The sequence below is a fragment of the Streptomyces sp. NPDC051173 genome, assembly GCF_040689515.1.
Classification (GTDB): domain Bacteria; phylum Actinomycetota; class Actinomycetes; order Streptomycetales; family Streptomycetaceae; genus Streptomyces.
On the sequence record NZ_JBFBBD010000022.1, the window covers coordinates 71,007 to 96,130 of the forward strand.

25 protein-coding genes, 1 pseudogene and 1 riboswitch are annotated in these 25,124 nt (G+C 72.9%); of the genes and pseudogenes, 11 read left to right on the forward strand and 15 right to left on the reverse strand.

Annotated features, from left to right (window positions below; all coding sequences use genetic code 11):
* Positions 1-20: 20 nt before the first annotated feature.
* A complete protein-coding gene (locus tag AB0435_RS14975; protein ID WP_366005810.1) occupies positions 21-1,553 on the forward strand; it encodes an NAD(P)/FAD-dependent oxidoreductase in 1,533 nt (510 codons plus the stop codon).
* A gap of 60 nt (positions 1,554-1,613) precedes the next feature.
* Here AB0435_RS14975 and AB0435_RS14980 read toward each other — a convergent pair whose 3' ends face one another.
* The 5 genes from AB0435_RS14980 to AB0435_RS15000 form a co-directional block, all read right to left on the reverse strand.
* Positions 1,614-2,477, reverse strand: a complete 864-nt coding sequence (locus tag AB0435_RS14980) for a hypothetical protein (protein ID WP_366005811.1) — start codon at positions 2,475-2,477, stop codon at positions 1,614-1,616.
* A gap of 40 nt (positions 2,478-2,517) precedes the next feature.
* A complete protein-coding gene (metF, locus tag AB0435_RS14985) occupies positions 2,518-3,435 on the reverse strand; it encodes a methylenetetrahydrofolate reductase [NAD(P)H] (RefSeq protein WP_366005812.1) in 918 nt (305 codons plus the stop codon).
* 174 nt (positions 3,436-3,609) lie between these two features.
* The gene (gene thiE, locus AB0435_RS14990) at positions 3,610-4,263 is read right to left on the reverse strand and encodes a thiamine phosphate synthase (protein WP_366005813.1); all 654 of its coding nucleotides are present in this window, start codon (positions 4,261-4,263) and stop codon (positions 3,610-3,612) included.
* Positions 4,264-4,365: 102 nt separating this feature from the next.
* Positions 4,366-4,734, reverse strand: a complete 369-nt coding sequence (locus tag AB0435_RS14995) for an Rv2175c family DNA-binding protein (RefSeq protein WP_366005814.1) — start codon at positions 4,732-4,734, stop codon at positions 4,366-4,368.
* Between the two features lie 118 nt (positions 4,735-4,852).
* A complete protein-coding gene (locus tag AB0435_RS15000) occupies positions 4,853-6,022 on the reverse strand; it encodes an FAD-dependent oxidoreductase (RefSeq protein ID WP_366005835.1) in 1,170 nt (389 codons plus the stop codon).
* A gap of 232 nt (positions 6,023-6,254) precedes the next feature.
* Positions 6,255-6,367, forward strand: a riboswitch (TPP riboswitch).
* On the opposite strand from AB0435_RS15000, the gene thiO reads away from it, so the two are divergent.
* From thiO to AB0435_RS15025, 5 genes are all read left to right on the forward strand, one after another.
* Positions 6,365-7,543: a glycine oxidase ThiO gene (gene thiO / locus AB0435_RS15005; RefSeq protein WP_366005815.1), complete on the forward strand. Its 1,179-nt coding sequence runs from the start codon at positions 6,365-6,367 to the stop codon at positions 7,541-7,543. (Overlaps the previous riboswitch by 3 nt.)
* Complete coding sequence (gene thiS / locus AB0435_RS15010) at positions 7,540-7,779, forward strand: sulfur carrier protein ThiS (protein WP_366005816.1); 240 nt, start codon at positions 7,540-7,542, stop codon at positions 7,777-7,779. Before thiO ends, thiS begins: the two co-directional genes overlap by 4 nt.
* 9 nt (positions 7,780-7,788) lie before the next feature.
* Complete coding sequence (locus AB0435_RS15015; protein WP_366005817.1) at positions 7,789-8,592, forward strand: thiazole synthase; 804 nt, start codon at positions 7,789-7,791, stop codon at positions 8,590-8,592.
* 305 nt (positions 8,593-8,897) lie between these two features.
* Complete coding sequence (pknB, locus tag AB0435_RS15020; RefSeq protein WP_366427177.1) at positions 8,898-10,853, forward strand: Stk1 family PASTA domain-containing Ser/Thr kinase; 1,956 nt, start codon at positions 8,898-8,900, stop codon at positions 10,851-10,853.
* 2 nt (positions 10,854-10,855) lie between these two features.
* A complete protein-coding gene (locus AB0435_RS15025) occupies positions 10,856-11,755 on the forward strand; it encodes a deoxyribonuclease IV (protein ID WP_366005819.1) in 900 nt (299 codons plus the stop codon).
* 19 nt (positions 11,756-11,774) lie between these two features.
* Here the strand turns inward: AB0435_RS15025 and AB0435_RS15030 are convergent, their stop codons facing one another.
* A complete protein-coding gene (locus AB0435_RS15030) occupies positions 11,775-12,407 on the reverse strand; it encodes a sulfite oxidase-like oxidoreductase (protein WP_366005820.1) in 633 nt (210 codons plus the stop codon).
* 153 nt (positions 12,408-12,560) lie between these two features.
* Here AB0435_RS15030 and bfr point away from each other — a divergent pair, with 153 nt between their 5' ends.
* Positions 12,561-13,049, forward strand: coding sequence for a bacterioferritin (gene bfr / locus AB0435_RS15035; protein ID WP_366005821.1), 489 nt, complete (start codon positions 12,561-12,563; stop codon positions 13,047-13,049).
* A 16-nt stretch (positions 13,050-13,065) separates the two neighbouring features.
* Here bfr and AB0435_RS15040 read toward each other — a convergent pair whose 3' ends face one another.
* A complete protein-coding gene (locus AB0435_RS15040; protein WP_366005822.1) occupies positions 13,066-13,335 on the reverse strand; it encodes a (2Fe-2S)-binding protein in 270 nt (89 codons plus the stop codon).
* A 127-nt stretch (positions 13,336-13,462) separates the two neighbouring features.
* Positions 13,463-14,812 carry a class II 3-deoxy-7-phosphoheptulonate synthase gene (locus AB0435_RS15045; protein ID WP_366005823.1) on the reverse strand — a complete coding sequence of 450 codons (1,350 nt, stop codon included), beginning with the start codon at positions 14,810-14,812 and terminating at the stop codon, positions 13,463-13,465.
* 188 nt (positions 14,813-15,000) lie between these two features.
* Between AB0435_RS15045 and AB0435_RS15050 the strand changes: the two genes are divergently transcribed.
* Both AB0435_RS15050 and AB0435_RS15055 read left to right on the forward strand, forming a co-directional pair.
* Positions 15,001-15,057, forward strand: a complete 57-nt coding sequence (locus AB0435_RS15050; protein ID WP_366005836.1) for a trp operon leader peptide — start codon at positions 15,001-15,003, stop codon at positions 15,055-15,057.
* A gap of 97 nt (positions 15,058-15,154) precedes the next feature.
* A pseudogene (locus tag AB0435_RS15055) lies at positions 15,155-17,082 on the forward strand (anthranilate synthase family protein).
* A 101-nt stretch (positions 17,083-17,183) separates the two neighbouring features.
* On the opposite strand, the gene AB0435_RS15060 reads toward AB0435_RS15055, so the two are convergent.
* From AB0435_RS15060 to AB0435_RS15075, 4 genes are read right to left on the reverse strand one after another with little or no spacing between them, the layout of a single operon-like run.
* Positions 17,184-18,215, reverse strand: coding sequence for a 6-phosphofructokinase (locus AB0435_RS15060; protein WP_366005825.1), 1,032 nt, complete (start codon positions 18,213-18,215; stop codon positions 17,184-17,186).
* 43 nt (positions 18,216-18,258) lie between these two features.
* Positions 18,259-18,930, reverse strand: coding sequence for a response regulator transcription factor (locus AB0435_RS15065; protein WP_366005826.1), 672 nt, complete (start codon positions 18,928-18,930; stop codon positions 18,259-18,261).
* Positions 18,927-20,150, reverse strand: coding sequence for a DUF5931 domain-containing protein (locus tag AB0435_RS15070; RefSeq protein ID WP_366005827.1), 1,224 nt, complete (start codon positions 20,148-20,150; stop codon positions 18,927-18,929). The genes AB0435_RS15065 and AB0435_RS15070 overlap by 4 nt, the downstream gene beginning before the upstream one ends.
* A gap of 26 nt (positions 20,151-20,176) precedes the next feature.
* Complete coding sequence (locus tag AB0435_RS15075) at positions 20,177-20,950, reverse strand: lysophospholipid acyltransferase family protein (RefSeq protein WP_366427182.1); 774 nt, start codon at positions 20,948-20,950, stop codon at positions 20,177-20,179.
* A gap of 128 nt (positions 20,951-21,078) precedes the next feature.
* Here AB0435_RS15075 and AB0435_RS15080 point away from each other — a divergent pair, with 128 nt between their 5' ends.
* Positions 21,079-21,858 (forward strand): alpha/beta fold hydrolase, encoded by a 780-nt coding sequence (locus tag AB0435_RS15080; protein ID WP_366005828.1) that lies wholly within the window; start codon positions 21,079-21,081, stop codon positions 21,856-21,858.
* Positions 21,851-22,444, forward strand: a complete 594-nt coding sequence (locus AB0435_RS15085; protein ID WP_366427178.1) for a hypothetical protein — start codon at positions 21,851-21,853, stop codon at positions 22,442-22,444. The genes AB0435_RS15080 and AB0435_RS15085 overlap by 8 nt, the downstream gene beginning before the upstream one ends.
* A gap of 208 nt (positions 22,445-22,652) precedes the next feature.
* On the opposite strand, the gene AB0435_RS15090 is transcribed toward AB0435_RS15085, so the two are convergent.
* The 3 genes from AB0435_RS15090 to AB0435_RS15100 all read right to left on the reverse strand — a co-directional run bounded on the left by AB0435_RS15090 (position 22,653) and on the right by AB0435_RS15100 (position 24,983).
* On the reverse strand, positions 22,653-23,402 hold the full coding sequence (locus tag AB0435_RS15090) for an endonuclease/exonuclease/phosphatase family protein (protein WP_366427179.1): 750 nt from the start codon (positions 23,400-23,402) through the stop codon (positions 22,653-22,655).
* Between the two features lie 123 nt (positions 23,403-23,525).
* A complete protein-coding gene (locus AB0435_RS15095) occupies positions 23,526-24,467 on the reverse strand; it encodes an ROK family glucokinase (protein ID WP_366005832.1) in 942 nt (313 codons plus the stop codon).
* Between the two features lie 57 nt (positions 24,468-24,524).
* Positions 24,525-24,983 (reverse strand): DUF5304 domain-containing protein, encoded by a 459-nt coding sequence (locus tag AB0435_RS15100; protein WP_366005833.1) that lies wholly within the window; start codon positions 24,981-24,983, stop codon positions 24,525-24,527.
* Positions 24,984-25,124: the final 141 nt, after the last annotated feature.

Genomic DNA, 25,124 nt, shown 5'->3' on the forward strand with positions numbered 1-25,124 from the left:
CGCCGGATACAGTCGTTCCCATGGCACGGATTGCGGTGATCGGCGCCGGGATGGGCGCGATGGCGGCTGCTGCCCGGCTGGCCGTCGCGGGCCACCGGGTGGTGGTGTACGAACGGGCGGCGACGCACGGCGGCGGCGTCGGAAGGCTGACGAGGGACGGCTTCGCCTTCGACACGGGACCGGGGCTGCTGCATCTGCCCGCCGTCTACCGCGACTTGTTCGTGAAGACGGGCAAGGAGCCGCTGGAGCGGTGCGTCGACCTCGTGCAGGTCGACCCGGCGAGCAGCCACGTCTTCGCCGACGGCACGGTCCTCCCGCTGCCCAACGCCTCGCGTGCCGGTGTGGTCCAGGCGCTGGACGAGGCGGTCGGCGCGGGCGCGGGCGAGCGCTGGAGCGATCTGGTCAACCGGGCGCGCGAGGTGTGGGACGCCACGCGGCGGCCGCTGCTGGAGGAGCCGCTGCGCGCGGACCCGGCGGCGCGCGAGCCGCTGGGGCGCGACCCCTATCCGGCCGTCCGCAAGCGCGGGTTGTTCCGGCGCAGCGCCCCGGTCACGCTCGCCTCCGTCGCGGAGCGGGAGTTGAAGGATCCCCGGCTGGTTGCGCTCCTGGAGAGCCATGCCCTGGCGTACGGGCTGGACCCCCGGGAGGCACCCGCGAGCGCGACGGTGCTGCCGTACATGGAGCAGACCTTCGGCAGTTGGTACGTGCGCGGGGGCCTGCGGGCGCTCGCCGACGCGCTGTACGAGCGGTGCGTGGCCCGCAAGGTGGAGTTCCGTTTCGGTGAGGAGGTCGTGGGCCTCCTCGAGAAGGACGGCCGCGCCGCCGGTGTGGAGCTGGCCGGTGGCTCGGTGGCCGAGGCGGACATGGTGGTCGCCGGGGTCTCCCCCGGGCGGCTCGCCTCGATCGCGCCGGGCGCGGCCGAGCGGGACGGAGGCCCCGGACGGCCGGTGCCGCCCGGCAGGTTCACGGTCTGCCTCGCGCTGCGGGGTGCCCGGCCCGCGGCGGCGGCCCACCGCACGGTGGTCCACGCGCCGGACCGCGGCGCGGAGTTGGCCGAGGTCTTCCCCGCGGGCGGCGGGGTCCGTGGGCCCGGCCCGTGGCGCTACCGCCCGACGGTGACCGTGCTGCGGCCGGACGACCCCGCCACCCGTCCCGACGAAGGGCACGAAGCGGTCACCCTGACCGCCACGGTGGCCCCGCACGGGCGGGTCGACTGGAGCGACGAGGAGACGGCCGAGAGCTTCGCGGACCGGATGGCCGACGCCGCGGAAGCGGTGCTGCCGGGGCTGCGGGAGCGGGTGCTGTGGCGTGAGGTCCGCACTCCGGCCGACGTCGAGGCGGCGACCGGCGTGGAAGGGGGCGGTGTCCCCGCGCCCGTACTGGCGGGCGCGGACGGCTCGTTCCTGCGCCCCGGGAACGCGACGCGCGTGCCGAACCTGTATCTCGTCGGCGGGTTCGCCCACCCCGGCGGAGGGCTGGCCCACGCGGGGATGTCGGGCGCGATGGTGGCGGGGCTGATCGTCTCGGGGGCGGACTGGCGCGGCTCGGAGTAGCGCCGCCCTCACGCGCGTGGGGCGGACCGGAGGAACCCGGCCCGCCCCACGCGTGAGAGGTCAGTAGCGGTACTGCTGCCCGTCGTGGCCCGGCCCGTGCCCCGGCAGGGGCGGCTGAGGCGGTGCGTCGGTGTCCCGCTGCTGGGGGACCCACACGCCGCCCGGCGGGGTGTCCATGTCGTACTGCTGCGTCGGGGCGTACGCCTCCGCGGAGTACGCGCCCGTTCCGTACTGCTGCTGGGGATAGGACCCGTACTGCGGCTGCCCGTACGCGTCGTACTGCTCCTGCGCCGGCGGGCGGCTGCCGATGTAGGGGTCGGAGTAGGCGGCGTACTGCCCCTGCCCGTAGTCGAATTGACCGTCGTGGGACGGCGCGCCCTGGGTGCCGTAGGTGTTCTCGTACGGGGTGAAACCGCCCGCGTCCTGGCCCGGGGGCACGGGCGGGAGGTACGCCGTCTCGTCGTAGCCGCCGTACGGCGGGGCGGGCTGGTGGGCCGCGTTGGGGAGCAGGTCCGGGGTGTCGTCGGACTCCGGGATCCGCGGCATCGTGGCCGTCTCGGCGGCGGGCTCGGGGAGCGGCGCGGCCTGGGGCTTCCGGCCGGCCTTGCGGCGCCGCCCGGCGCGGCCCTTCTCCTCGGCGGCGGGCCGCCCGCCGGACTCGGCGTCCTTGTCGCGGCGGATCGCCCAGCCCGCGGAGAACCCGCGCCGGAAGGAGAGCGTCACATAGGTCTGGCCGATCGCGAAGGCGACCGCGCCCACCGCGATGACCGGCACGGACGAGAGGACCACGCCCGCGACGACGCCGAGGAAGCCGACGAAGGCCAGCAGCCTCCAGCGCAGTCGCGCCTTGTACTGGAGCAGCACCTCGCCCAGCAGCCAGAGCGCGACGACGCCGAACGCGATGTAGAGGACCGTCCAGCCCATTTACGCCCCTCTCGTGCGGCTGTCGCCAGGGGAACAGCCGTCAGGACCGCTGGTGCAGTCCCAGATTCTCGTAGATTTCCAGCGTCGCCGTGGAGTGGTTCAGGGTAATGAAGTGCAGACCCGGGATCCCCTCGGCCATCAGCCGTGAGCACAGCTCGGTGGCGTACTCGATCCCGATCGAGCGTACAGCGGCCGGATCGTCCTTCACCGCGAGGATCCGCTCGGCCAGCTCGGGCGGGAAGGCGGCGTTGCTGAGCTGGGCGAACCGCTCGATCTGCCGGATGTTGGTGACCGGCATGATCTCGGGGATGATCGGGGTCTCGCAGCCCGCCGCCGCGACCCGGTCGCGCAGCCGCAGATAGTCCTCCGGACAGAAGAACATCTGGGTGATCGCGAAGTCCGCGCCCGCCCGGCATTTGTCCACGAAGTGACCGATGTCGGTTTCCCAGTCGGTGGAGCGCGGGTGCATCTCGGGGAACGCGGCGACGCCGACGCAGAAGTCGCCGGACTCCTTGATGAGCCGGACGAGGTCGGCGGCGTAGCCGACGCCCTCGGGGTGGCGCACCCACTCGCCCATGGGGTCGCCGGGCGGATCGCCGCGCACGGCCAGCATGTTGCGGATCCCGGCGTCGGCGTACTGGCCGATGACGTTGCGCAGTTCGGCCAGCGAGTGGTTGACGGCGGTCAGGTGCGCGACGGGCGTCAGCGTGGTGTCCGTGGCGATCCGCTCGGTCGCCCGCACGGTGCCCTCACGGGAGGAGCCTCCCGCGCCGTAGGTCACGGAGACGAAGGTGGGTCCGACGGCCTCGATCCGCCGGATGGCGTTCCACAGGGTCCGCTCGCCCTTCTCGGACTTCGGGGCCGCGAACTCGAACGAATAGGACTGCTCACCGGAGGCGAGCAGCTCACGCACCGTGCGGGCGTGGTCTGTCCTGGTGGAGGCTGTACCAAGGGCCATACCGGCAAGTTAACCAGCGGTTCCGCGCAGCCCCAACCCTCATTTGCGATATGACCGATTAGCCGGTCTCTCGTCCACTTTCTGGACAGTCTCTTCATGTCCCGTTGACATTTGACCGGCCATTCTCTGACCGTTCCGTGACGGGGCGTGCCGGCGGCGTCACACCGCCGGGGGTCACGCTCCGTACGCGCGGACGCGCTTCGCGAGCCGGGCCGCGGCCTCGGCGGGGTCGTCGGCCTCGGTGATCGCGCGGACGACGACGACCCGGCGGGCGCCCGCCTCCAGCGCCTCGTCCAGATTGGCCGCGTCGATGCCGCCGATGGCGAACCAGGGCCGCGCGGGCTTCAGCGCGGCGGCGTAGCGCACCAGGGACAGGCCCGGGGCGTGCCGGCCCGGCTTGGTCGGGGTGGGCCAGCAGGGGCCGGTGCAGAAGTAGTCCACACCCGGCTCGGCGACGGCGGCGTCCACCTCCGCCTCGGCGTGGGTCGAGCGCCCGATCAGCACCTCGTCGCCGAGGATCGCGCGGGCGGCGGGCACGGGGAGGTCGCCCTGGCCCAGGTGCAGCACCTGGGAGCCGATGGCATGGGCGACGTCCGCGCGGTCGTTGACCGCGAGGAGCTTGCCGTGGCGGCGGGCCGCGTCGGCGAAGACGGCGAGGTGCTCCAGCTCCTCCCCCGCCTCCATGCCCTTGTCGCGCAGCTGCACGACGTCCACCCCGGCGGCGAGGACCGCGTCCAGGAATTCCGGCAGGTCGCCCTGGCGCCTGCGGGCGTCGGTGCACAGATACAGCCGGGCGTCGGCGAGCCGCTCGCGCGCGGTGACGGACATCGGGTGGGTCCCCCCGGGTCGGCGGTGTGCGGGCGGGGGCACGGGGCCCCCGCCCGCACACCGGACGGTTCTCTCTCGGCGTCTACAGCGCCTGCGGACGGGTCAGACGGCGAGCGCCTGGGCGCGGCGCTTCACCTCCGTGCCACGATTCTCGCGCAGGGCCTGCGCCGGGGTGCCGGGCAGGGTCGGGTCCGGAGTGAAGAGCCACTCCAGCATTTCCTCGTCGCTGAAGCCGTCGTCCTTCAGCAGCGTCAAGGTGCCGGCGAGGCCCTTGATCACCTTGCCGTCGCCGCCGATGAACTCGGCGGGCACCTGGAGCACTCGGTTCTCGCCACGGCGCACCGCGATCAGCTGGCCCTCCTTGACCAGCTGCCGGACACGCGTCACCTCGACATCGAGCATTTCCGCGATGTCGGGGAGGTTGAGCCAGGCGGGGACGAGAGCATCGATCTTTGCGTCAATCTCGGTCACGGGACAAGCCTGCCATCTGGGACTGACAGTCGGTAGCCAGGTTGACCCGACCTTGTCGGCGGCGCGTCGTGCGGACCCCCGCGGGCGGGCCCGCCGGGGCCCGCGCCGTCAGGGGTCCTCACACCTCCGCCGCCTTCAGCTGGACCGAGGCGTCCGCCGCCCGTTCCCGGTCGATGACCGCGCCGCGCTCGATGAGCTTGCGGCCCTGGGCCAGGTCGCGCGGGCGGCCGACGGCCAGGAGGGCGACGAGGACCTCGCCGCGCACCCAGCACACCGTCCAGGCGGCGCCCGTCGGGTCGCCGCGCCAGATGAGCTCGTCGCCCTCGACGTGGTGGCCCGCGTACTGCACGAACCTCCCGAACTGCTCGGACCAGAAATACGGCACCGGGTCGTAGACCGGCCCCTCGGCCGTGCCGTGCACGATGTTCCCGGCGACCGTGCGCGGGCCCTGGAGGGCGTTGTCCCAGTGGTGGACCAGGAGCCGCTCGCCGTAGCGGGCGGACGGGAAGGACGCGCAGTCGCCGACCGCGTAGACACCGGGCACGGAGGTGCGCAGCCGGTCGTCGGTGAGCACCGAGCGGTCGGCGGCCAGCTCGACGCCCGAGCCCTCCAGCCACTCCGTCGCCGGGCGGGCGCCGATGCCGACGAGCACGGCGTCCGCGGGCAGCCGGGTGCCGTCGGCCAGCACCACGGCGCCGGGCTCCACGGCGGCCACGCGCGCGCCGGTGAGCAGGCGGGCGCCGCTGTCGGCGTACCAGGCGGCCATGTGGGCGGCGACCTCGGCGGGCAGGGCTCCGGCCAGCGGCCGGTCCGCTGCCTCGACGACGGTCACCCGGCAGCCCGCCTCGCGCGCGGCGGTGGCGAACTCCGCGCCGATCCACCCGGCGCCGACCGCCACCACGTCGCGCTGCCCGGCGAGCACCGGGCGCAGCCGCTCCGCGTCGTCCAGGGTGCGCAGCAGGTGCACGCCCGGCATGCCCGCGCTGCCGGGCAGTTCGACGGGCTGCGCGCCGGTGGCGATGACCAGCACGTCGTACGGGACGGGCCCCTCGGAGGTGTCCAGCAGGTGCTCGTCGGCCCGCAGCCGGGTGACCTCCCGGCCGAGTTCGAGGTCTATGCCGAGGGAGGCGAAGTCCACCTCGAAGGCGGACCCCTCCGCCTTGCCCAGCAGCACGGCCTTGGAGAGCGGCGGCCTGTCGTAGGGCCGGTGGGGCTCGGCGCCCAACAGGGTGATCGTGCCGGTCCAGCCCTGCTCGCGCAGGGCGACGGCGGTCTGCACCCCGGCCATTCCGGCGCCGACGATGACGGCGCGCCGGTCACTGGTGGTCTGCGGTTCGTTCCGGTGCTCGCTCACCCGATCAACTCTAGGGCGGCGGCCGGTCCTGACCGGAGCACCGCGTAGCGAGACCTCTGACACAACGTCATGGTGTTTGGCGCGCCCCGGCGCCGCGCACGCCCCCCTCGGCCGCCTCCGTCCGGCCTTCCGGACGGTTCGCGGCGCGTACTAGGGTGGCCGCTGTACAAGCACTCGCGGGAGCCCGGACGGACCGGGCTGAGAGGGAGGCTGGCCGGCCTCCGACCGTACGAACCTGATCCGGGTCATGCCGGCGAAGGGAGGGGCTGGACGCCCATGCACGCGTCTTCAACAGCGTCACCGGGGACGTACGACGTCCTCGTGGTCGGCGGCGGTGTCATCGGTCTGGTCACGGCGTGGCGTGCCGCGCAGCGTGGCCTGCGCACCGCCGTCGCGGATCCCGCGCCGGGCGGCGGCGCGGCCGGGGTGGCGGCCGGGATGCTGGCCGCGGTGACCGAGCTGCACTACGGCGAGCAGGAGCTGCTCGCGCTCAACCTGGCGTCCGCGCGGCGCTACCCGGACTTCACGGCGGAGCTGGAGGAGGCGAGCGGCCAGGACACCGGCTACCGCGCCTGCGGGACCCTCGCCGTCGCCCTCGACGCCGACGACCGGGCCCACCTGCGGGAGCTGCACGCCCTGCAGCAGCGGTGCGGGCTGGACGCCCAGTGGCTGTCGGGGCGCGAGTGCCGCCGGCTGGAGCCGATGCTCGCACCGGGCGTGCGCGGCGGCGTGCGCGTGGACGGCGACCACCAGACCGACCCCCGGCGGCTCGCCGGGGCCCTGCTGACGGCCTGCGGACGGGCGGGGGTCACCTTCCACCGCACGGAGGCCGTACGGCTGCTGCTCTCCGGCGACCGGGCCACCGGCGCCGAGCTCGCCGACGGCACCCGCCTACGGGCCGGCCGGACCGTGCTCGCGGCGGGCAGCCGCAGCGGTGCCCTCGCGGGCGTGCCCGAGCACGTCCTGCCGCCGGTGCGCCCGGTCAAGGGCCAGGTCCTGCGGCTGCGCGTGCCCGACGCCTACGCGCCCTTCCTGTCGCGGACCGTGCGGGCGGTCGTGCGCGGCGGCCACGTCTATCTGGTGCCGCGCGAGAACGGCGAGCTGGTCGTCGGCGCGACCACCGAGGAGCTCGGCTGGGACACCACCGTCACCGCAGGCGGCGTCTACGAGTTGCTGCGCGACGCCCATGAGCTGGTGCCCGGCATCACCGAGCTGCCCCTGGTGGAGACACGCGCCGGGCTGCGCCCAGGCTCGCCCGACAACGCCCCGCTGCTGGGCCCCACGGCCCTGCCCGGCCTGCTCGTCGCCACCGGCCACTACCGCAACGGCGTGCTCCTCACGCCGCTGACCGGCGACGTGATGGCCGAGGCGCTGACCACCGGACGGCTGTCGGACGAGGCCCGCCCGTTCTCTCCCCTCCGCTTCTCGCACACGCTCCAGGAGCTGCCCGTATGAACCCCATGGACCCCACCGACAGCCCCGAGGCCCACATCGGCATCAGCCTCAACGGCGAGAGCCGCTCGGTGCCCCGGGGCCTGACCCTCGACATCCTGGTGGGCACTCTGACCACCGCGCACAGCGGCGTCGCGGCCGCCCTCAACGAGGCCGTCGTACCGCGCGGCCAGTGGCCCGGCACCACGCTCGGCGAGGGCGACCGCGTCGAGGTCCTCACCGCGGTGCAGGGAGGCTGATCAGTCCTCATGGCAGACGATCTGCTCACCATCGCCGGCACGGCCTTCACGTCCCGCCTGATCATGGGCACGGGCGGCGCGCCCAGCCTGGACGTCCTGGAGCGCGCGCTGCTCGCCTCCGGCACGGAGCTCACCACCGTCGCGATGCGCCGGCTGGCCACGAACGTACGGGGCTCGGTGCTGTCGCTGCTGGCCCGGCACGACATCCGGGTCCTGCCGAACACTGCGGGCTGCTACACCGCCGGGGAGGCCGTGCTCACCGCCCGCCTGGCCCGGGAGGCGCTCGGCACCGACTGGGTCAAGCTCGAAGTGATCGCCGACGAGCGCACGCTGCTGCCCGACCCGGTCGAGCTGCTGGAAGCGGCGGAGATCCTGGTCGACGACGGCTTCACGGTCCTGCCGTACACCAACGACGACCCGGTGCTCGCCCGCCGTCTGGAGGACGTCGGCTGCGCCGCGATCATGCCGCTGGGCTCGCCCATCGGCTCCGGCCTGGGCATCCGCAACCCGCACAACTTCCAGCTGATCACCGAGCGGGCGGGGGTGCCGGTGATCCTGGACGCGGGCGCGGGCACGGCGTCGGACGCGGCGATCGCGATGGAGCTCGGCTGCTCGGCGGTGATGCTCGCCTCGGCGGTCACCCGGGCGCAGGACCCGGCGCTGATGGCGGAGGCGATGCGGCATGCGGTCGAGGGGGGGCGGTTGGCGTACCGGGCGGGGCGCATTCCGCGGCGGCACTTCGCGGAGGCGTCTTCTCCTGCGGAGGGCATGGCGTCCTTCGACCCGGAGCGGCCCGCGTTCGGCGGCGCGTAGACCCTGCCGGGGGCTTTCCCCGACCCGCCCCTTCCCGGCTGCGTCTGATGTGCGGCTCCGCCGCGTGAGGGGGCTACGCCCCAGACCCCGAAGCACGCTTCGCGCGCTGTCCTCAAACGCCGGACGGGCTGATTTTCCGGACCGTGGCTCGTGATCTGCGGGCCGCAAGCTACGGACTACGTCCATACATCCAGCCCGTCCGGCGTTTGAGGACGCTCCCCGCAGGGAGCCCCGCCGAAGGCGGTGGACAACCCGCGGAACAAGGCCGCTAGGGGGCACCCAGGAACGGCTCATAGACTCCTAGCGTGGATACGACGCTAGGAGACCCACTTGTCGGGCACGTGCTGGACGGCCGCTACCGGGTCGAGGCCCGGATCGCCGTCGGTGGCATGGCCACGGTCTACCGCGCCCTGGACACGCGGCTCGACCGGGTGCTCGCCCTGAAGGTGATGCACCCGGGGCTCGCCGCCGACGAGGTCTTCGTGGAACGCTTCATCCGCGAGGCCAAGTCCGTGGCCCGGCTCGACCACCCGAACGTGGTGGGCGTCTTCGACCAGGGCACGGACGGCACGTACGTCTATCTCGCGATGGAGTACGTGGCCGGATGCACCCTGCGTGACGTGCTGCGCGAGCGCGGAGCGCTCCAGCCGCGCGCCGCGCTCGACATCGCGGAGCCGGTGCTCGCGGCGCTCGGTGCGGCCCACCTCGCGGGGCTCGTCCACCGGGACATGAAGCCGGAGAACGTGCTGATCGGGGACGACGGCCGGGTGAAGGTCGCCGACTTCGGGCTCGTACGGGCCGTGGACACCAACTCCACGGCGTCCACCGGCTCGGTCCTGGGCACGGTGTCGTATCTGGCCCCCGAGCAGATGGAACACGGCACGGCCGACACCCGCGTGGACGTCTACGCCAGCGGTGTCGTCCTCTACGAGATGCTCACCGGCGCCAAGCCGCACACCGGCAGCACCCCGGCGCAGATCCTCTACCAGCACCTTCACGAGGACGTGCCGCCGCCGTCGGCGGCCGTCCCGGGGCTGGCCGCGCGGCTGGACGAGCTGGTGGCCCAGGCCACCGCGCGCGACCCGCAGCGGCGCCCGGCCGACGCGGTGGGCCTGCTGGCCCTGGTCCGCGCCACCCGCGAGGCACTGTCCGACGAGCAGCTGGACGCCGTGCCCCCGCTGGCACGGACGCCGGAGCAGAGGGCGGCGAGCGGTTCCGAGGACCGTACGAGCGTGATCCCGCGGCCCGTCGCGGCCCGGCCGCTGCCGGCCGCGGAGGACGAGCAGCTCAACCGCACGACGCGGCTGGAGCAGCCGCCCGCTCCCCCGGCCCCGCCGGCCGCCGCGGCGGCACGGTCCGGCCTGCCCCGGCGCAGGCCCAGCCGCACCCTGCTCGCGGTGCTCGCGGCCGTCCTGCTGGCCTTGGTGGGCACGGGCGTCTGGTACATCAGCTCCGGCCAGTTCACGACCGTCCCGGCCGTCCTGGACATGACCCAGGACAAGGCCGAGCAGTCGCTCCACAAGGCCGGGCTCGGGATGCGGACCAAGCAGGACTTCAGCGACACCGTCGAGCGGGGTCACGTCATCTCGACGGACCCCGGCCCCGGCGGCCGCGTCCGCAACACCGGCAAGGTGACGGTCACCCTGTCGAAGGGCCCGGCGCGGGCCGAGGTGCCCAATGTCGCCGGCATGACCCTCGACGAGGCGAAGCGGAAGATCGAGGGCGCGGGCCTGACGGTCGGCGAGGTCGGCAAGCAGTTCAGCGGCGAGACCCCGCAGGGCTCGGTGCTGGCCACCGACCCCAAGCCGGGGATGGAGCGCAGGCCCGACACGCCGGTCGCGCTGACCGTGAGCAAGGGCGCGGCCCTGAGCGTGCCGAAGGTGCAGGGCATGACCGTCGCGGCGGCCACCTCGGCGCTGGCGGACAAGGGGCTGAAGGTGGAGGTCTCGGACTCCCAGGTCTACTCCGACGTCCCCAAGGGCTCGGTGGCGGCGCAGTCGCCGGGCGACGGTGAGCAGCTGGCCAAGGGCGACACGGTCACGCTCACGGTGTCCAAGGGCAAGGAGATGGTGACGGTCCCGGACGTCACCGGAAAGAGTGAGGCGGACGCCAAGCAGGCCCTCACGTCCGCGGGTTTCAAGGTCAGCGTGGACCGGCCGTTCTTCTTCCCGCGCGACTCGGTCGACAGCCAGTCCGTCAAGGGCGGCGACCAGGCGGCCAAGGGCGACACCATCACCATCCGGATGAAGAGCGGGCTGTAGGGATGACCGAGCCTTCGAGCCTCCTTCCGGCCCCGCGCGTCCGCAACCCCGTCGGCGGGCACATCCCCGTCGCCGGGGGCCTCGCGAAGACCGGGCTGCCGTACGCGCGGACGATGGGCGCCGAGACGGTGCAGGTCTTCGTCGCCAACCCGCGCGGCTGGGCGACGCCCACCGGTGACCGGCGGCAGGACGAGGAGTTCCGGGCGGCCTGTGAGCAGGAGTCGCTGCCGGTCTGGGTGCACGCCCCGTACCTGATCAACTTCGGGTCGCACACCGAGGCGACGGTCGAGCTGTCCGGGGAGTCCCTGCGGCACTCGCTGCGCCGCGGGCGGGCGATCGGTGCCCTCGGTGTCGTCGTCCACACGGGCTCGGCGACCGGTGGCCGCCCGCGCCGGGAGGCGCTGGCGCAGGTCCACGAGCGGCTGCTGCCGCTGCTGGACGAGCTGACCCACGACGACGACCCGTGGCTGCTGCTGGAGCCGACGGCCGGGCAGGGCGCGTCGCTCTGCTCGCTGGTCGAGGACCTCGGCCCGTACTTCGACGCGCTGGAGCGGCACCCGAGGCTCGGCGTGTGCCTGGACACCTGCCATGTGTTCGCGGCGGGCCACGACCTCGCCGAGCCTGGCGGGACGAAGCGGACGCTCGACGAGCTGGTGGACGTGGTGGGCGAGGGGCGGCTCCGGCTGATCCACGCGAACGACTCCAAGGAGGGCGTCGGCGCGCACCGGGACCGGCACGAGAACATCGGCTCCGGCCATATCGGGTCCGGGCCCTTCGCGGAGCTCTTCGGCCATCCCGCGACGGCGGGTGTGCCGCTGATCATCGAGACCCCCGGCGGGCCGGAGGGGCACGCGGCCGACGTGGCGCGGCTGAAGGGGCTGCGGGACGGCCCGGCGGTCTGACGGGTCCCGTCCGGCCGCCTCAGACCTCCGGTCCGTCGCCCGGTTCCTCCTGGTAGGAATAGCGCTGTTCCTGCCAGGGGTCACCCACGTTGTGGTATCCGCGCTCTTCCCAGAAACCCCGGCGGTCGGCCGTCATGTACTCCACGCCGCGCACCCATTTGGGCCCCTTCCACGCATAGAGGTGCGGGACCACCAGGCGTACGGGAAAGCCGTGCTCGGCGGTGAGGAGCTCGCCGTCCTTATGGGTCGCGAAAATGCTCTGCTCGGCCGCGAAATCGGACAGCCGGAGATTTGAGCAGAAGCCGTATTCCGCCCACACCATGACGTGGGTGACCTCGGGTGCGGGCGGGGCGAGTTCGAGGATCGTCCGCGCGGGGACACCGCCCCATTCGGCGTCCAGCATGCTGTATTTCGTGACGCAGTGCAGGTCGGCCACCACCGTCGAATACGGCAGGGCGGAGAACTCCTCGTGCGTCCAGCAGTGCTTGTCGCCGTCGGCGGTCGACCCGAAGACACGGAACTCCCAGCGCTCCGGCCTGAACTTCGGGACGGGACCGTAGTGCGTCACCGGCCATCCGCGCTGGAGGCGCTGCCCCGGAGGCAACTCGAGTTGCGCCCCTTTGCGGCTTTCGGTGTCTTTCGAGGGCCCCATGCCCCCATGGTGTCAGACCCCGGGCAGTGCTGATGACCAGGGGTTCCGCTATCGGGGCAACTCCCACTAAGTGTGCACTTACTGGACGCTTCCGGGGGGCGGTGCGAGGATGCGCGCAACCTGCCAGTCACCCTCTTGGAAGGAGCCTCTGCAATGCAGGGCGACCCCGAGGTCATCGAATTTCTCAATGAACAGCTGACTGCCGAGCTGACCGCCATCAATCAATACTTCCTGCACGCGAAAATGCAGGAGCACCTCGGCTGGACGAAGATCGCCGCGCACACCCGCGCCGAGTCGTTCGACGAGATGCGCCACGCGGAGGTGCTGACCGACCGCATCCTCTTCCTGGAGGGGCTGCCCAACTACCAGCGGCTCTTCCATGTGCGGATCGGGCAGTCGATCGTCGAGATGTTCCAGGCCGACCGGCAGGTCGAGGTCGAAGCGATCGACCGGCTCAAGCGGGGCGTGGAGGTCATGCGGGCCAAGGGCGACATCACCTCGGCCAACATCTTCGAGTCGATCCTCGCCGACGAGGAGGAGCACATCGACTACCTCGACACGCAGCTGGAGCTGATCGAGAAGCTCGGCGAGCCGCTCTACCTCGCCCAGTTCATCGAGCAGTCGAACGGCGGGGCGGAGTGACCCCTGGCCGGTCCGGTCAGGCCGCCCGGGCCTCGGCGGTCACGCGGGGCAGCACCTGCGCCATCCGCGGCACCTCGGCGCCCAGCACATCCTGCCCGCCCTGATCGGCCAGCTCACGGCGCGGGCACGCGCCACGGCCGAGCAGGGACTGGATGCGGCGCACACAGCTGCCGCAGTCGGTGCCGGCCTTGCTCGCGGAGGCTATCTGGCGGGGCGTGCACGCCCCCTTGTCCGCGTGCTCACGCACCTGCTGCTCGGTGATGCCGAAGCAAGAGCAGACGTACACGCGGGTCACCGCCCTACCGGGTTGATCAATAAGGTAACCCTTACCTTACCCGGCCCGGCGGGCGGATGACAACGACGTGGGGCGCGGATCGAGGTGATCCGCGCCCCACGTCGTACGTCAGGGATTCCTACTGGTCGCGGTACATCTCCGCGACCAGGAACGCCAGGTCCAGCGACTGGCTGCGGTTGAGCCGCGGGTCGCAGGCCGTCTCGTAGCGCTGGTGCAGGTCGTCGACGAAGATCTCGTCGCCGCCGCCCACGCACTCGGTGACGTCGTCACCGGTCAGCTCGACGTGGATGCCGCCCGGGTGGGTGCCGAGGCCCTTGTGGACCTCGAAGAAGCCCTTGACCTCGTCCAGCACGTCGTCGAAGCGGCGGGTCTTGTGGCCCGAGGCCGCCTCGAAGGTGTTGCCGTGCATCGGGTCGCAGATCCACGCCACCTGGGCACCGGACGCCGTGACCTTCTCGACCAGGGTCGGGAGCTTGTCCCGCACCTTGTCGGCACCCATGCGGGTGATGAAGGTGAGCCGGCCGGGCTCGCGCTCCGGGTCGAGCCGCTCGATCAGCGTCAGCGCGTCCTCGGGCGTGGTCGTCGGGCCGAGCTTCACCCCGATCGGGTTGCGGATCTTCGACGCGAACTCGATGTGCGCGCCGTCCAGCTGGCGGGTGCGCTCACCGATCCAGACCATGTGGCCCGAGACGTCGTAGAGGTCGCCGGTCCGCGAGTCGACGCGGGTCAGCGCCGATTCGTAGTCGAGGACGAGCGCCTCGTGGGAGGCGTAGAACTCGACGGTCTTGAACTCCTCCGGGTCCACCCCGCAGGCGTTCATGAAGTTCATCGCCCGGTCGATCTCGCGGGCGAGGGCCTCGTAGCGCTGCCCGGACGGGGAGGACTTCACGAAGTCCTGGTTCCAGGCGTGCACCTGGCGCAGGTCCGCGTAGCCACCGGTGGTGAAGGCGCGGACGAGGTTCAGCGTGGACGCCGACGCCTGGTACATCCGCTTCAGCCGCTGCGGGTCCGGCGTGCGGGCCTCGGGGGTGAAGGCGAAGCCGTTGACGGAGTCACCGCGGTAGGTCGGCAGGGTCACGCCGTCGCGGGTCTCGGTCGGCTTCGAGCGCGGCTTGCTGTACTGACCGGCGATCCGGCCCACCTTCACGACGGGCACGGAACCCGCGTAGGTCAGCACGGCGCCCATCTGGAGCAGCGTCTTGAGCTTGTTGCGGATCTGGTCGGCGCCGACGGCGTCGAAGGCCTCGGCGCAGTCGCCGCCCTGGAGCAGGAACGCCTCACCACGGGCGACGGCTCCCAGGCGCTGGCGCAGCTGGTCGCACTCGCCGGCGAAGACCAGGGGGGGATAGGACTCGAGCTCGGCGATCACATCGCGCAGAGCCTCTTGGTCCGGCCACTCAGGCTGCTGCGCCGCGGGAAGGGAGCGCCAGGTGTTGCCACCGGCGTGGAGTTCAGCGTTCACGGTCACGCTCCAACCCTACGGGGTCGGCGACGGCGGTCCATCCGCCGGACCGCACTGTGAGACGAGTCATGGGCGGCGGGACCTGCGGAAGAGCACCTTCCCCGGCGTGCCGCACCGGCCCGCGCCCCGGTGCGCGCTTCCCCGCCGCCCGCGGGATCTGCCACGCCCCCGGCCCGTCCGGTAAGGTGCGCAGCATGTACGCACCGACCAACCAGAACTGGTGGTGGACCGTCCGACCGGCGGCCCACTGATCGCGCGTACACCGAAAGACACACCGCGAAGGCCGCCCGGAGGGGCGGCCTTCCGTGTTTCCCGGGCCGTTCCTCTCCTCACCGGAAGGAACCCCAGATGACCGGCCACACCCAGGCCCTCCTCGCACGGCTGACCGATCCCGCCTGCCCGCCCTTCGCCCTGCTGCACCGCCGCACCCCCGGCCGGCCGGACGACACCGTCGAGCTGCTGACCGGCACCGTGGAGGAGGTCGAGCGGCTGGCCGGCATCCCCCTGCCGGACGGGCCGCCCGACGGCGGCGGCCCGGTCCTGGACGCGCTCGCACTCATCCCGTTCCGGCAGATCCGCGAGCGCGGCTTCGACGTCCGCGACGACGGCACCCCGCTGGCGGTGCTGCGGCCGGAGGAGGCGCACGAGCTGCCCCTGGCCGAGGTCCTGGCCGCGCTGCCCGCGCACCAGGTGCGGGTGGAGGGCGGGGCGTTCGACGTGGGGGACGAGGAGTACGCGCGGATCGTCCGGCGGGTGATCGAGGACGAGATCGGGTCCGGCGAGGGCGCCAACTTCGTCATCCGGCGGACCTTCGAGGGCGAGATCGAAGGCTTCACCGCGGCCGACGCCCTGGCGCTGTTCCGGCGGCTGCTGGCGGGCGAGCGCGGCGCGTACTGGACGTACGTCGTGCACACCGGCGACCGGACGCTGGTCGGCGCCAGCCCGGAGGTGCACGTGCGGATGGCCGGGAACACCGTCGTGATGAACCCGATCAGCGGCACCTACCGCTATCCCGCCGACGGCCCGGACCGGGCCGGGCTGCTGGCCTTCCTGCACGACCGCAAGGAGGTGGAGGAGCTGTCCATGGTCGTGGACGAGGAGCTGAAGATGATGTGCACGGTGGGCGACATGGGCGGTGTCGTCGTCGGGCCGCGGCTCAAGGAGATGGCCCACCTCGCGCACACCGAGTACGAGCTGCGCGGGCGCTCCTCGCTGGACGTGCGGGAGGTGCTGCGGGAGACGATGTTCGCGGCGACCGTGACCGGGTCGCCGGTGCAGAACGCGTGCCGGGTCATCGAGCGGTACGAGCCGGAGGGGCCGGGCGGCCGCGGGCGCGGCTATTACGCGGGCGCGCTCGCGCTCATCGGGCGGGACGCGGGCGGCGGCCGGACGCTCGACTCGCCGATCCTGATCCGCACCGCCGACATCGACCGGCGGGGCGGCTGCGGCTCGCCGTCGGGGCCACCCTCGTGCGTCACTCCGACCCCCGCGGCGAGGTCGCCGAGACGCACGCGAAGGCGGCGGGCGTGCTGGCCGCGCTCGGTGTGCGGACCGCGCGCCGCGGCGGGCCGGCCCCGGCGGCGCGGTTCGAGGACGACCCCGAGGTACGGGCCGCTCTCGACGCGCGCCGCGAGGACCTGGCCCCCTTCTGGCTGCGGATGCAGAGCCCGACGTCGACGGCACGGCTCAGCGGGCACGCGCTCGTCGTCGACGGCGAGGACACCTTCACGGCGATGCTGGCGCATCTGCTGCGGACGTCGGGGCTGACGGTCACCGTGCGGCGCTACGACGAACCCGGGCTGCGGGAGGCCGCCCTGGCGCACGAGGGCCCGGTGGTGCTGGGCCCCGGCCCCGGCGACCCCTCCGACACGGCCGACCCCAAGATGCGGCTGCTGCGCGGCCTGACGGCGGAACTGCTGCGCGGGCACCGGCAGGGCCTGCTGGGGGTGTGCCTCGGGCACGAGCTGATCGCGGCGGAGCTGGGCCTGGAGATCGTACGCAAGGACGTGCCGTACCAGGGGGCGCAGGAGCGGATCGACTTCTTCGGGCGGGCGGAGACGGTGGGGTTCTACAACACGTTCACCGCGCGGTGCACGGATTCCGCGGAGGCGGAGCTGGCGATGCACCGGGTGGAGGTGAGCCGTGATGTGGCGAGCGGGGATGTGCATGCTTTGCGCGGGCCCGGCTTCGCCGGTGTGCAGTTCCATCCGGAGTCGATCCTGACGCTGTCGGGGGCGACACTGGTGGCCGAGCTGCTGGCGCGGGTGCTGGTCTGATTTTTTCCCACCACGCTTCGCGCGGTGTCCTCAAGCGCCGGACGGGCTGATTTCAGCCCGTCCGGCGCTTGAGGACGCGGCCGCAGGGGAACAACCCGCCGTCAGCCGAAGAACGTGCGGGCCTCCTCGTACAAAGACTCCGGCACCGTCTTCAGGCGAGCCGTCGCCTCGCGCAGCGGAACCCGCACGATGTCCGTGCCCCGCAGCGCCACCATCCGTCCGAAGTCGCCGTCCCGCACGGCGGCGATCGCGTGCAGACCGAAGCGCGTGGCCAGCCACCGGTCGAACGCGCTCGGCGTCCCTCCACGCTGCACGTGCCCCAGCACGATCGTGCGGGCCTCCTTGCCCGTGCGCCGCTCGATCTCCTTGGCCAGCCACTCGCCCACTCCGGACAGCCGGACGTGGCCGAAGGAGTCGTGCGCGGCGGCGCCCTTCAGCACGAGGTCGCCGTCCTTCGGCATGGCGCCCTCCGCGACGACCACGATCGGGGCGTAGCTGGCGCGGAAGCGGGAGGTGACCCAGCCGCAGACCTCTTCGAGGTCGAAGCGCCGCTCGGGGACGAGGATGACGTTGGCGCCCCCGGCGAGGCCGGAGTGGAGGGCGATCCAGCCGGCGTGCCGGCCCATGACCTCGACGACGAGGACCCGCATGTGGGACTCGGCGGTGGTGTGCAGCCGGTCGATGGCCTCGGTGGCGATGTTGACGGCGGTGTCGAAGCCGAAGGTGTAGTCCGTGGCGGAGAGGTCGTTGTCGATGGTCTTGGGCACGCCGACGCACCGGACGCCGTGCTCCTCGTGGAGCCGGGCGGCGACGCCGAGGGTGTCCTCCCCGCCGATGGCGATGAGGGCGTCGACGTCGTCCTTGGCGAGGTTCTCCAGGATCCGGCGGACGCCCTCCGGTTCCTTGAAGGGGTTGGTGCGCGAGGAGCCGAGCACCGTGCCGCCCCGGGGCAGGATGCCGCGTACGGCGGGGATGCCGAGCGGCACGGTGTTGCCCTGGATCAGCCCCCGCCAGCCGTCGCGGAAGCCGATGAACTCGTGACCGTAGTCCTGGACGCCCTTGCGGACGGCGGCGCGGATGACCGCGTTGAGCCCGGGGCAGTCACCGCCGCCGGTCAGCATTCCGACCCGCATGACAATCTCCCTTCAGCCGGGTACGCCGCCCGGCCGGGAACGGTCAGGCGCCGTCGAGACCTCGCTCTATCGCGTAGCGCACGAGCTCCACGCGGTTGTGCAACTGGAGTTTGCCCAAGGTGTTCTGAACATGGTTCTGCACCGTCCGGTGGGAAATAACCAGCCGTTCGGCGATTTGCTTGTACGAGAGGCCCTTGGCGACGAGCCGCAGCACCTCGGTCTCGCGGTCGGTCAGCCGGGGCGCCTTGGGCTCGTCGGGGGCGGCGGGGGCCGGGTCGGCGGCCAGCCTGCGGTACTCCCCGAGGACGAGTCCGGCCAGGCCGGGGGTGAACACCGGGTCCCCTTCCGCGGTCCGGCGGACGGCGTCGAGCAGTTCCCCGGTGCTGGCCGACTTCAGGAGATAGCCGGTCGCGCCGGACTTCACGGCCTCCAGGACGTCCGCGTGCTCGCCGCTCGCGGAGAGCACCAGGACGCGCAGCGCGGGGTTCTCGCCGACCAGTTCCTTGCACACGGCGACGCCGGGCAGGCCGGGCAGGTTGAGGTCCAGGACCAGCACGTCGGGTGCGGCGGCCCGGGCCCGGCGCACCGCCTGGGGGCCGTCACCGGCCGTCGCCACCACGTCGAACCCGGCGGCGGCCAGGTCGCGGGCGACGGCGTCGCGCCACATGGGGTGGTCGTCGACCACCATGACCTTCACGCTCTGCTCGTCACTCATTTCCCGGCCTCGCTCCCCCGTGGAACTCTCAATTCGACTTCTGTGCCCTGGCCGGGCACGGACAGCAGCTCGGCGCTGCCGCCCAGGTCCCGCAGCCTGCCGCGGATCGACAGGGCGACGCCCATCCGCCCTTCCCGTTCGGCCGCCGCCAGCCGGCCCTCGGCGATGCCGGGCCCGTCGTCCCGCACGGTGACGATCACGGCGTCCGGCTCGTCCTCCAGCAGGATCCAGGCCCGCGCGCCGTCCCCGGCGTGCTCGCGGACATTGTCCAGCGCGGCGCCGACTGCGGCCGCCAGCTCCGCCGCCGCGGCCGCCTCCAGCAGGACGGGCGTGCCGGGTCCGGCGTAGGAGACGGCGGCGCCCGCGTGCGGTGCGAGCAGCGCGCCCACGTCGCAGGGCCCCTCCGGGGGCCGCGGCGGGGCGCCCGCGGACCGTACGAGCTCCGCGTCCTCGGCGAGCTGCCGCGGCGTGCCCTGCGGGGGCAGCAGGCCCCCGGCGACGAGGGTGCGCAGGGCGATCTCCTGCTCGCCGGCCATCCGGCCGAGCTCGGCGGCCTCGCCGCCCAGCGCGGCGCCCCGGCGCTGCACCATGGCGAGCACCTGGAGGACGCTGTCGTGGATGTCGCGGGCGAGCCGTTCGCGCTCGCGGGTGGCCGCCTCGATCTGGAGGGCGCGGGCGAGCGTGCGCTCACTGGCCCGGGCGACCTCCACGATGTAGCCGATGGCGACGCTGGAGACCCAGACCAGCAGCACGTTGTGGACGGTGTCGCGGGCCATGCCGCCGCGCTCGGCGAGGTTGGCGGCGGCCACCAGGGTGGAGCCGACGACCGCCCAGCGCCAGCCGCCCTTGATGGCACAGCCCAGCACGGCGCCGCCCGCCCAGATGGACGGCAGGGTGGCCGCTCCGCCGTCGATGCGCTCGGCGGAGTCGACGACGGAGGTGAGCAGGATCCCGCCCAGCGCGATGGCCAGGTCGGCGACGAGGAACCGCTTGGTGCAGCGCTCGGGCGAGGTGACCCGGTTCCAGGTCAGCAGCATCCAGAGGGTCAGTACGCCCATGTAGAGCGCGGCCCCGGGCGGATGGGCGTACTCGCGGTAGTTCAGGAGGAACAGCGCGAGGGCGTAGCCCAGCGTCAGGATGCGGTAGCCGGTCAGCGCGCGCCACAGCGGCAGCTCCACCGACATCCGTACGACGCGCGGCTGTGTGCTGCGCGGTGTCATCGACCCAACCCCCCGGTCCGGGCGTGCTACGCCTCGGGCCGCTTGTCCGCCTTGTCGGGCCTGCCGAGCTCGTCGAGCTTGTCGAGTCCGGCGGCCTTGGCCGCCTTCTCCTCCTCGGCCTTGCGCTTCGCCTCGTCCGCGATCTGCCGCTTGGCGGCGGTCGCGTAGATGTCGACGTACTCCTGGCCGGACAGCTCCATGATCTTGTACATGACCTCGTCGGTCACCGAGCGGAGGATGAAGCGGTCGCCGTCCATGCCGTGGTAGCGGCTGAAGTCCAGCGGTTCGCCGATCCGGATGCCCGGCCTGATCATCTTCGGCAGGACCTTGCCCGGGGGCTGCACCTTCTCGGTGTCGATCATGGCGACGGGGATCACGGGGGCGCCGGACAGCAGCGCCACCCGGGCCAGGCCGCCGGGCTTGCCGCGGTAGAGGCGGCCGTCCGGGGAGCGGGTGCCCTCCGGGTAGATGCCGAACAGCTCACCGCGCTCCAGCACCTCAAGACCGCTCTTGATCGCCGCTTCGCCGGCGCCGCGACCGCCCGAACGGTCGACGGGCAGCTGGCCCACGCCCTTGAAGAAGGCGGCCGTCAGCTTTCCCTTGACACCCGGGGAGGTGAAGTATTCCTGCTTCGCGATAAAGGTGATCTTGCGGTCCAGGACCGCGGGGAGGAAGAAGGAGTCCGAGAACGACAGGTGGTTGCTCGCCAGGATGGCGGGCCCTTCGGCCGGGATGTTCTCCAAGCCCTCCACCCACGGCCGGAAGGCAAGCTTCAGCGACCCGCCGATGGACAGCTTCATAGCGCCGTAGAACAACCGAGAACCTCCTGTAGTGACGAGGAGACCTTAACCTGCCTACCCGCCGTGCGGCGCTCCGCGTACGCTGAGGGCCAGACCCCTTTTTCCCGTTCCACCGATCGGAGATTCCGGTGCCGCTCCTCCCCGGCGCCGAGCCGTTCCGCCACGACGGCGGAGAGGTCGGCGTCCTCGTGTGCCACGGCTTCACCGGTTCCCCTCAGTCCGTACGGCCCTGGGCCGGGTATCTCGCGGAGCGCGGACTGACCGTCTCGCTGCCGCTGCTGCCCGGGCACGGCACCCGCTGGCAGGACATGCAGCTCACCGGCTGGCAGGACTGGTACGCGGAGGTCGACCGGGCGCTGGGCGAGCTGCGGGAGCGCTGCTCCGAGGTCTTCGTCTGCGGCCTGTCCATGGGCGGGGCGCTGGCCCTGCGGCTGGCGGCCCGGCACGGTGACACGGTCAAGGGCGTCGTCGTGGTCAACCCGGCCAACAAGGTGCACGGCCTCGGCGCGAAGGCGCTGCCGGTGGTGCGCCATCTGGTCCCCTCGCGCAGGGGCATCGCCAGCGACATCGCCAAGCCGGGCAGCGAGGAGACCGGCTACGACCGGGTGCCGCTGCACGCGGCGCACTCCTTCCGCCGGTTCCTGCGGATGCTGGACGGCGAACTGCCGCAGGTGACCCAGCCGTTGCTGCTGATGCACAGCCCCGAGGACCATGTGGTGCCGCCCGTGGACTCGGCGCGCATCCTGGCCCGGGTCTCCTCGCGCGATGTCACCGAGCGGCTGCTGGAGCGCAGCTATCACGTGGCGACCCTGGACCACGACGCCGAGCTGATCTTCGAGGAGACGTTCGCGTTCATCAGCCGGCTCTCCGCGGGCGTCGGCGAAGCCGGGGCGGCCTCCCGTGGCTGAGCGCGACGCGGACCGCGACCGCGACCGCGACGAGAGCCGCGACCCCCTGGACGAGGACGCCGCGTGGGCGGAGCTCGTCGCCGCGTACGGCGAGCAGCCGGACCCCGAGGCGGGCCGCTGGCCCGCCTCCGGTGACCTCACCGACCCCCCGCCCGGCCCGGCCGAGGGCGAGGAGGCCCCCGGCACGGCCCCGGAGGGGGTCACCAAGACACCGCAGGCGCCACCGGAGACCCCGGACCGGCCGGTGGGCAGCTTCGTCGTCTACGCCCCCGGGGTCGGCCCCCGCGACTGGGACACCCCGGGCCCGTCGGGCGACGACGACCTCGACGAGCCGGACGAGGGCCACTTCGTGCCCCCGGAGCCGCCGCCGCTCCCCACCGGCGACGTCACCGCCCGCTTCGCATGGATCGCGGTGCTGGGCGGGCCGCTGCTCCTGCTGCTGATGGTGCTCTTCCGGCAGGAGCTGACGTGGTGGGTCACCACGCTCGGCGTCGGCGGCTTCCTCGGCGGCTTCGCCACGCTGGTCCTGCGCATGAAGGACTCCGACGAGGAGGACGACGACCCGGGCCGCGGTGCGGTGGTTTAGGGCGGGGGGGGCGTGCGTACTCCCGGCTGTTGACTGCGGGCCGTCTTGCCGCCTGCGGCGGGAACGCCCTCCGGGCGTGTCCTCAAACGCCGGACGGGCTTGATGTGGCTGATGTGGGTGCGCAGTTCAGCCCGTTCCGGGCAACAAATCAGCCCGTCCGGCGATTGAGGACACCGCCGCGCAGCGGTGGTGCGGGCACGACACCGGCCTAAAACGCCGGCACCCGCAACGCGGCAAGCACCGGCAGGTGATCCGTGGCTGCCCGCAGATCCCGCTCAGCCACCCCCGGCAACCCCATGGGCACGCCGCAGCCCAGCACTTCGACACCCTCCGTGGCGAAGACCGCGTCGATGCGCTGGAGCGGGTCGCCCAGCCGGGTCGTGTGCTCACGACCCCACCGCTTCGTGGCCCAGCCGTCCTGGAGCGCGTCCGCGAGGAGGCCGAACGTCCGGCCGTCGGGGCGGTCGTTGAGGTCCCCGGCGGCGACCGCGTGCGGGACGTCCAGGCCGGCCAGCGTGTCGAGCAGCAGCTTCCCCTGCCCGTACCGCTCCTCGTCCTTGATGCTCAAGTGGCAGCTGAGGACGCCGAGCCGGGCCCGGCCGAAGCGCAGCACGGCGGTCGCGAAGCCGCGTTGGTGCAGCCCCGGTGTCCGGGGCAGCAGGATGTCCTCCGTGCGCTCCACGGTGGCCCGCAGCGAGGACAGGATCATGGGCCCGGAGGCCGTGGCCCCGCCGGTGACGTACACGAGCTCGGACGTACGGGCCAGCCGGGCCGCAGCCTTGCGCCAGCGGAAGAAGCGCGGCGCCTCCTGGACGCAGACGACGTCGGGGGCGCAGGCCCGGATGACCCGGGCCAGCGCCCCCACGTCGTCACGCATGGACCGGACGTTGTAACTGAGCACGCGGACGACGGCCGAGCCGTCGGACTCCGTGTGCGACGGGGGCAGATCCGCGAGCATCAACACTCCTCGGTGCTACGACGTCCGTGCTTCGACATCCGTGCTGCGACAACCGTGCTGCGACAACCGTGCTCTGACAACCGTGCCACGACGTCCGGAAGGAGGCCCCGGCGGGCCCCGGTGTCAGCCCTGGCGGGCCAGGTCCGCCGCGCCCACGAGACCGGCCTTGCCGCCCAGTTGGGCGGCCAGCACCTGGGCGTGCGGGCGCCACTGGCCGCCGACCAGCCAGCGGCGGAAGGACTTGCGGATCGGGTCGAGGACGAGGTCTCCCTCGTCGGAGACGCCGCCGCCGACGATGAACGCCGAGGGGTCGAAGAGCGAGGCGAGGTCGGCGAGGCCCGCGCCGGCCCAACGGGCCAGCTCCCGGAAGGAGTCGACGGCCACGGCGTCGCCCTGCCGGGCCGCGTCGCTGATGTGCTTGCCCTGGATGCCCTCGGGGGTGCCGTCGCCGAGGCCGAGGAGGATCTCGGCGTTCTCCGGGGTGGCCTGGGCGCGCTGGCGGGCGTAGCGGACGAGGGCGCGCCCGGAGGCGTACTGCTCCCAGCAGCCCTGGCTGCCGCAGCCGCACAGCAGGCCGTCCGGCACGACCCGGATGTGGCCGAACTCGGCGGCCACGCCGAAGCGGCCGCGGCGCAGCTTGTTGCCGATGATGATGCCGCCGCCGAGGCCGGTGCCCAGCGTGATGCAGATGACGTCGTCGTGGCCCTGGCCGGCGCCGAAGCGGTATTCGCCCCAGGCCGCGGCGTTGGCGTCGTTCTCCACGACGACCGGGAGGCCGACGCGCTGCTCGACCTTGTCCTTCAGCGCCTCGTGACGCCAGTTGATGTTGGGGGCGAAGAGGACCGTGGCCCGCTTCTCGTCCACATAACCGGCGGCGCCGATGCCGACCGCCTCGACCTTGTGGTCGGCGCTGACCGTGCGTACCGCGTCCGCGATGGCGTCGATGACGCCCTCCGGGGTCGACGGGGTCGGTACCTTGCACGTCGCGAGGATGTTGCCCTCCTCGTCGACCACGCCGGCCGCGATCTTCGTGCCGCCGATGTCGACGCCGATGGTGAGTCCCATGTGTCCCTCAGTTATTCGCTCGAACCCCGCCGCGACCCACCGTACCGGAGCCCCAGGTCAGTCGAGGTCGATGCGCTCGGCACCGCCCGTTCCGGCATCGCCCCGGCCGGGTCCGCCGGGCCCCTCGGCGGGCTTCGCCGCACCCTCGCCGCGCGTCCAGCGGGCCTCCTGGCCCTGGACGGCCGCGCGGTAGGCGGCGAGGAGCTCGGAGCCGGCGGAGGCGAGGTGGTCGAAGACGTCGGGGTTGCGCTCGATGACCGGTTCGACGGCGGCCTTCGCCTGGGCGATGACCTGCTGCACGACCTCCTGGGCGGCCATGCCCGCCAGCGGCAGCTGGAGGGCGGAGACCTTCTCGGTCACGGCGTCGACGAGCTTGCGCAGCTCCTCGGCGGCGGTGCCGGGCTGCTCATGACGGCGGCGGGCCCGCTCCGCGGCGAGGTCCTCGGCGCACGCCTGCTCCCAGGCATCGGGGTCGGCGGCCGCGTCGGGTGCGGGGCGCTCGGTGGCATCGCTCATGGCGGACTCCTGCGACGGGGGTTTCCTCCGACGTTACCTGAACGGTTTGACGTGCTCCCTGGCCTAAAGTCCAGGGATTCCGGCCTGGGCCGTCTGACCCTTCCGGGGGCTTCCTGCTTCACCGCGCTGTGCGGGCACGGG

Bases quoted from the DNA above. Each gene is read 5' to 3' on its own strand.
- AB0435_RS15065 (WP_366005826.1), bottom strand. From the start codon at position 18,930: ATGAGTGACGAGCAGAGCGTGAAGGTCATGGTGGTCGACGACCACCCC.
- AB0435_RS15095 (WP_366005832.1), bottom strand. From the start codon at position 24,467: ATGGGACTCACCATCGGCGTCGACATCGGCGGCACGAAGATCGCGGCC.
- metF (WP_366005812.1), bottom strand. From the start codon at position 3,435: ATGGCCCTTGGTACAGCCTCCACCAGGACAGACCACGCCCGCACGGTG.
- AB0435_RS15100 (WP_366005833.1), bottom strand. From the start codon at position 24,983: ATGAGCGATGCCACCGAGCGCCCCGCACCCGACGCGGCCGCCGACCCC.
- thiO (WP_366005815.1), top strand. From the start codon at position 6,365: ATGCACGCGTCTTCAACAGCGTCACCGGGGACGTACGACGTCCTCGTG.
- AB0435_RS15090 (WP_366427179.1), bottom strand. From the start codon at position 23,402: ATGCTCGCGGATCTGCCCCCGTCGCACACGGAGTCCGACGGCTCGGCC.
- AB0435_RS15015 (WP_366005817.1), top strand. From the start codon at position 7,789: ATGGCAGACGATCTGCTCACCATCGCCGGCACGGCCTTCACGTCCCGC.
- bfr (WP_366005821.1), top strand. From the start codon at position 12,561: ATGCAGGGCGACCCCGAGGTCATCGAATTTCTCAATGAACAGCTGACT.
- AB0435_RS15060 (WP_366005825.1), bottom strand. From the start codon at position 18,215: ATGCGGGTCGGAATGCTGACCGGCGGCGGTGACTGCCCCGGGCTCAAC.
- AB0435_RS15030 (WP_366005820.1), bottom strand. From the start codon at position 12,407: ATGGGGCCCTCGAAAGACACCGAAAGCCGCAAAGGGGCGCAACTCGAG.
- AB0435_RS15075 (WP_366427182.1), bottom strand. From the start codon at position 20,950: ATGAAGCTGTCCATCGGCGGGTCGCTGAAGCTTGCCTTCCGGCCGTGG.
- thiS (WP_366005816.1), top strand. From the start codon at position 7,540: ATGAACCCCATGGACCCCACCGACAGCCCCGAGGCCCACATCGGCATC.
- thiE (WP_366005813.1), bottom strand. From the start codon at position 4,263: ATGTCCGTCACCGCGCGCGAGCGGCTCGCCGACGCCCGGCTGTATCTG.
- AB0435_RS15000 (WP_366005835.1), bottom strand. From the start codon at position 6,022: ATGGCCGGGGTGCAGACCGCCGTCGCCCTGCGCGAGCAGGGCTGGACC.
- AB0435_RS14980 (WP_366005811.1), bottom strand. From the start codon at position 2,477: ATGGGCTGGACGGTCCTCTACATCGCGTTCGGCGTCGTCGCGCTCTGG.
- AB0435_RS15025 (WP_366005819.1), top strand. From the start codon at position 10,856: ATGACCGAGCCTTCGAGCCTCCTTCCGGCCCCGCGCGTCCGCAACCCC.
- AB0435_RS15070 (WP_366005827.1), bottom strand. From the start codon at position 20,150: ATGACACCGCGCAGCACACAGCCGCGCGTCGTACGGATGTCGGTGGAG.
- AB0435_RS14975 (WP_366005810.1), top strand. From the start codon at position 21: ATGGCACGGATTGCGGTGATCGGCGCCGGGATGGGCGCGATGGCGGCT.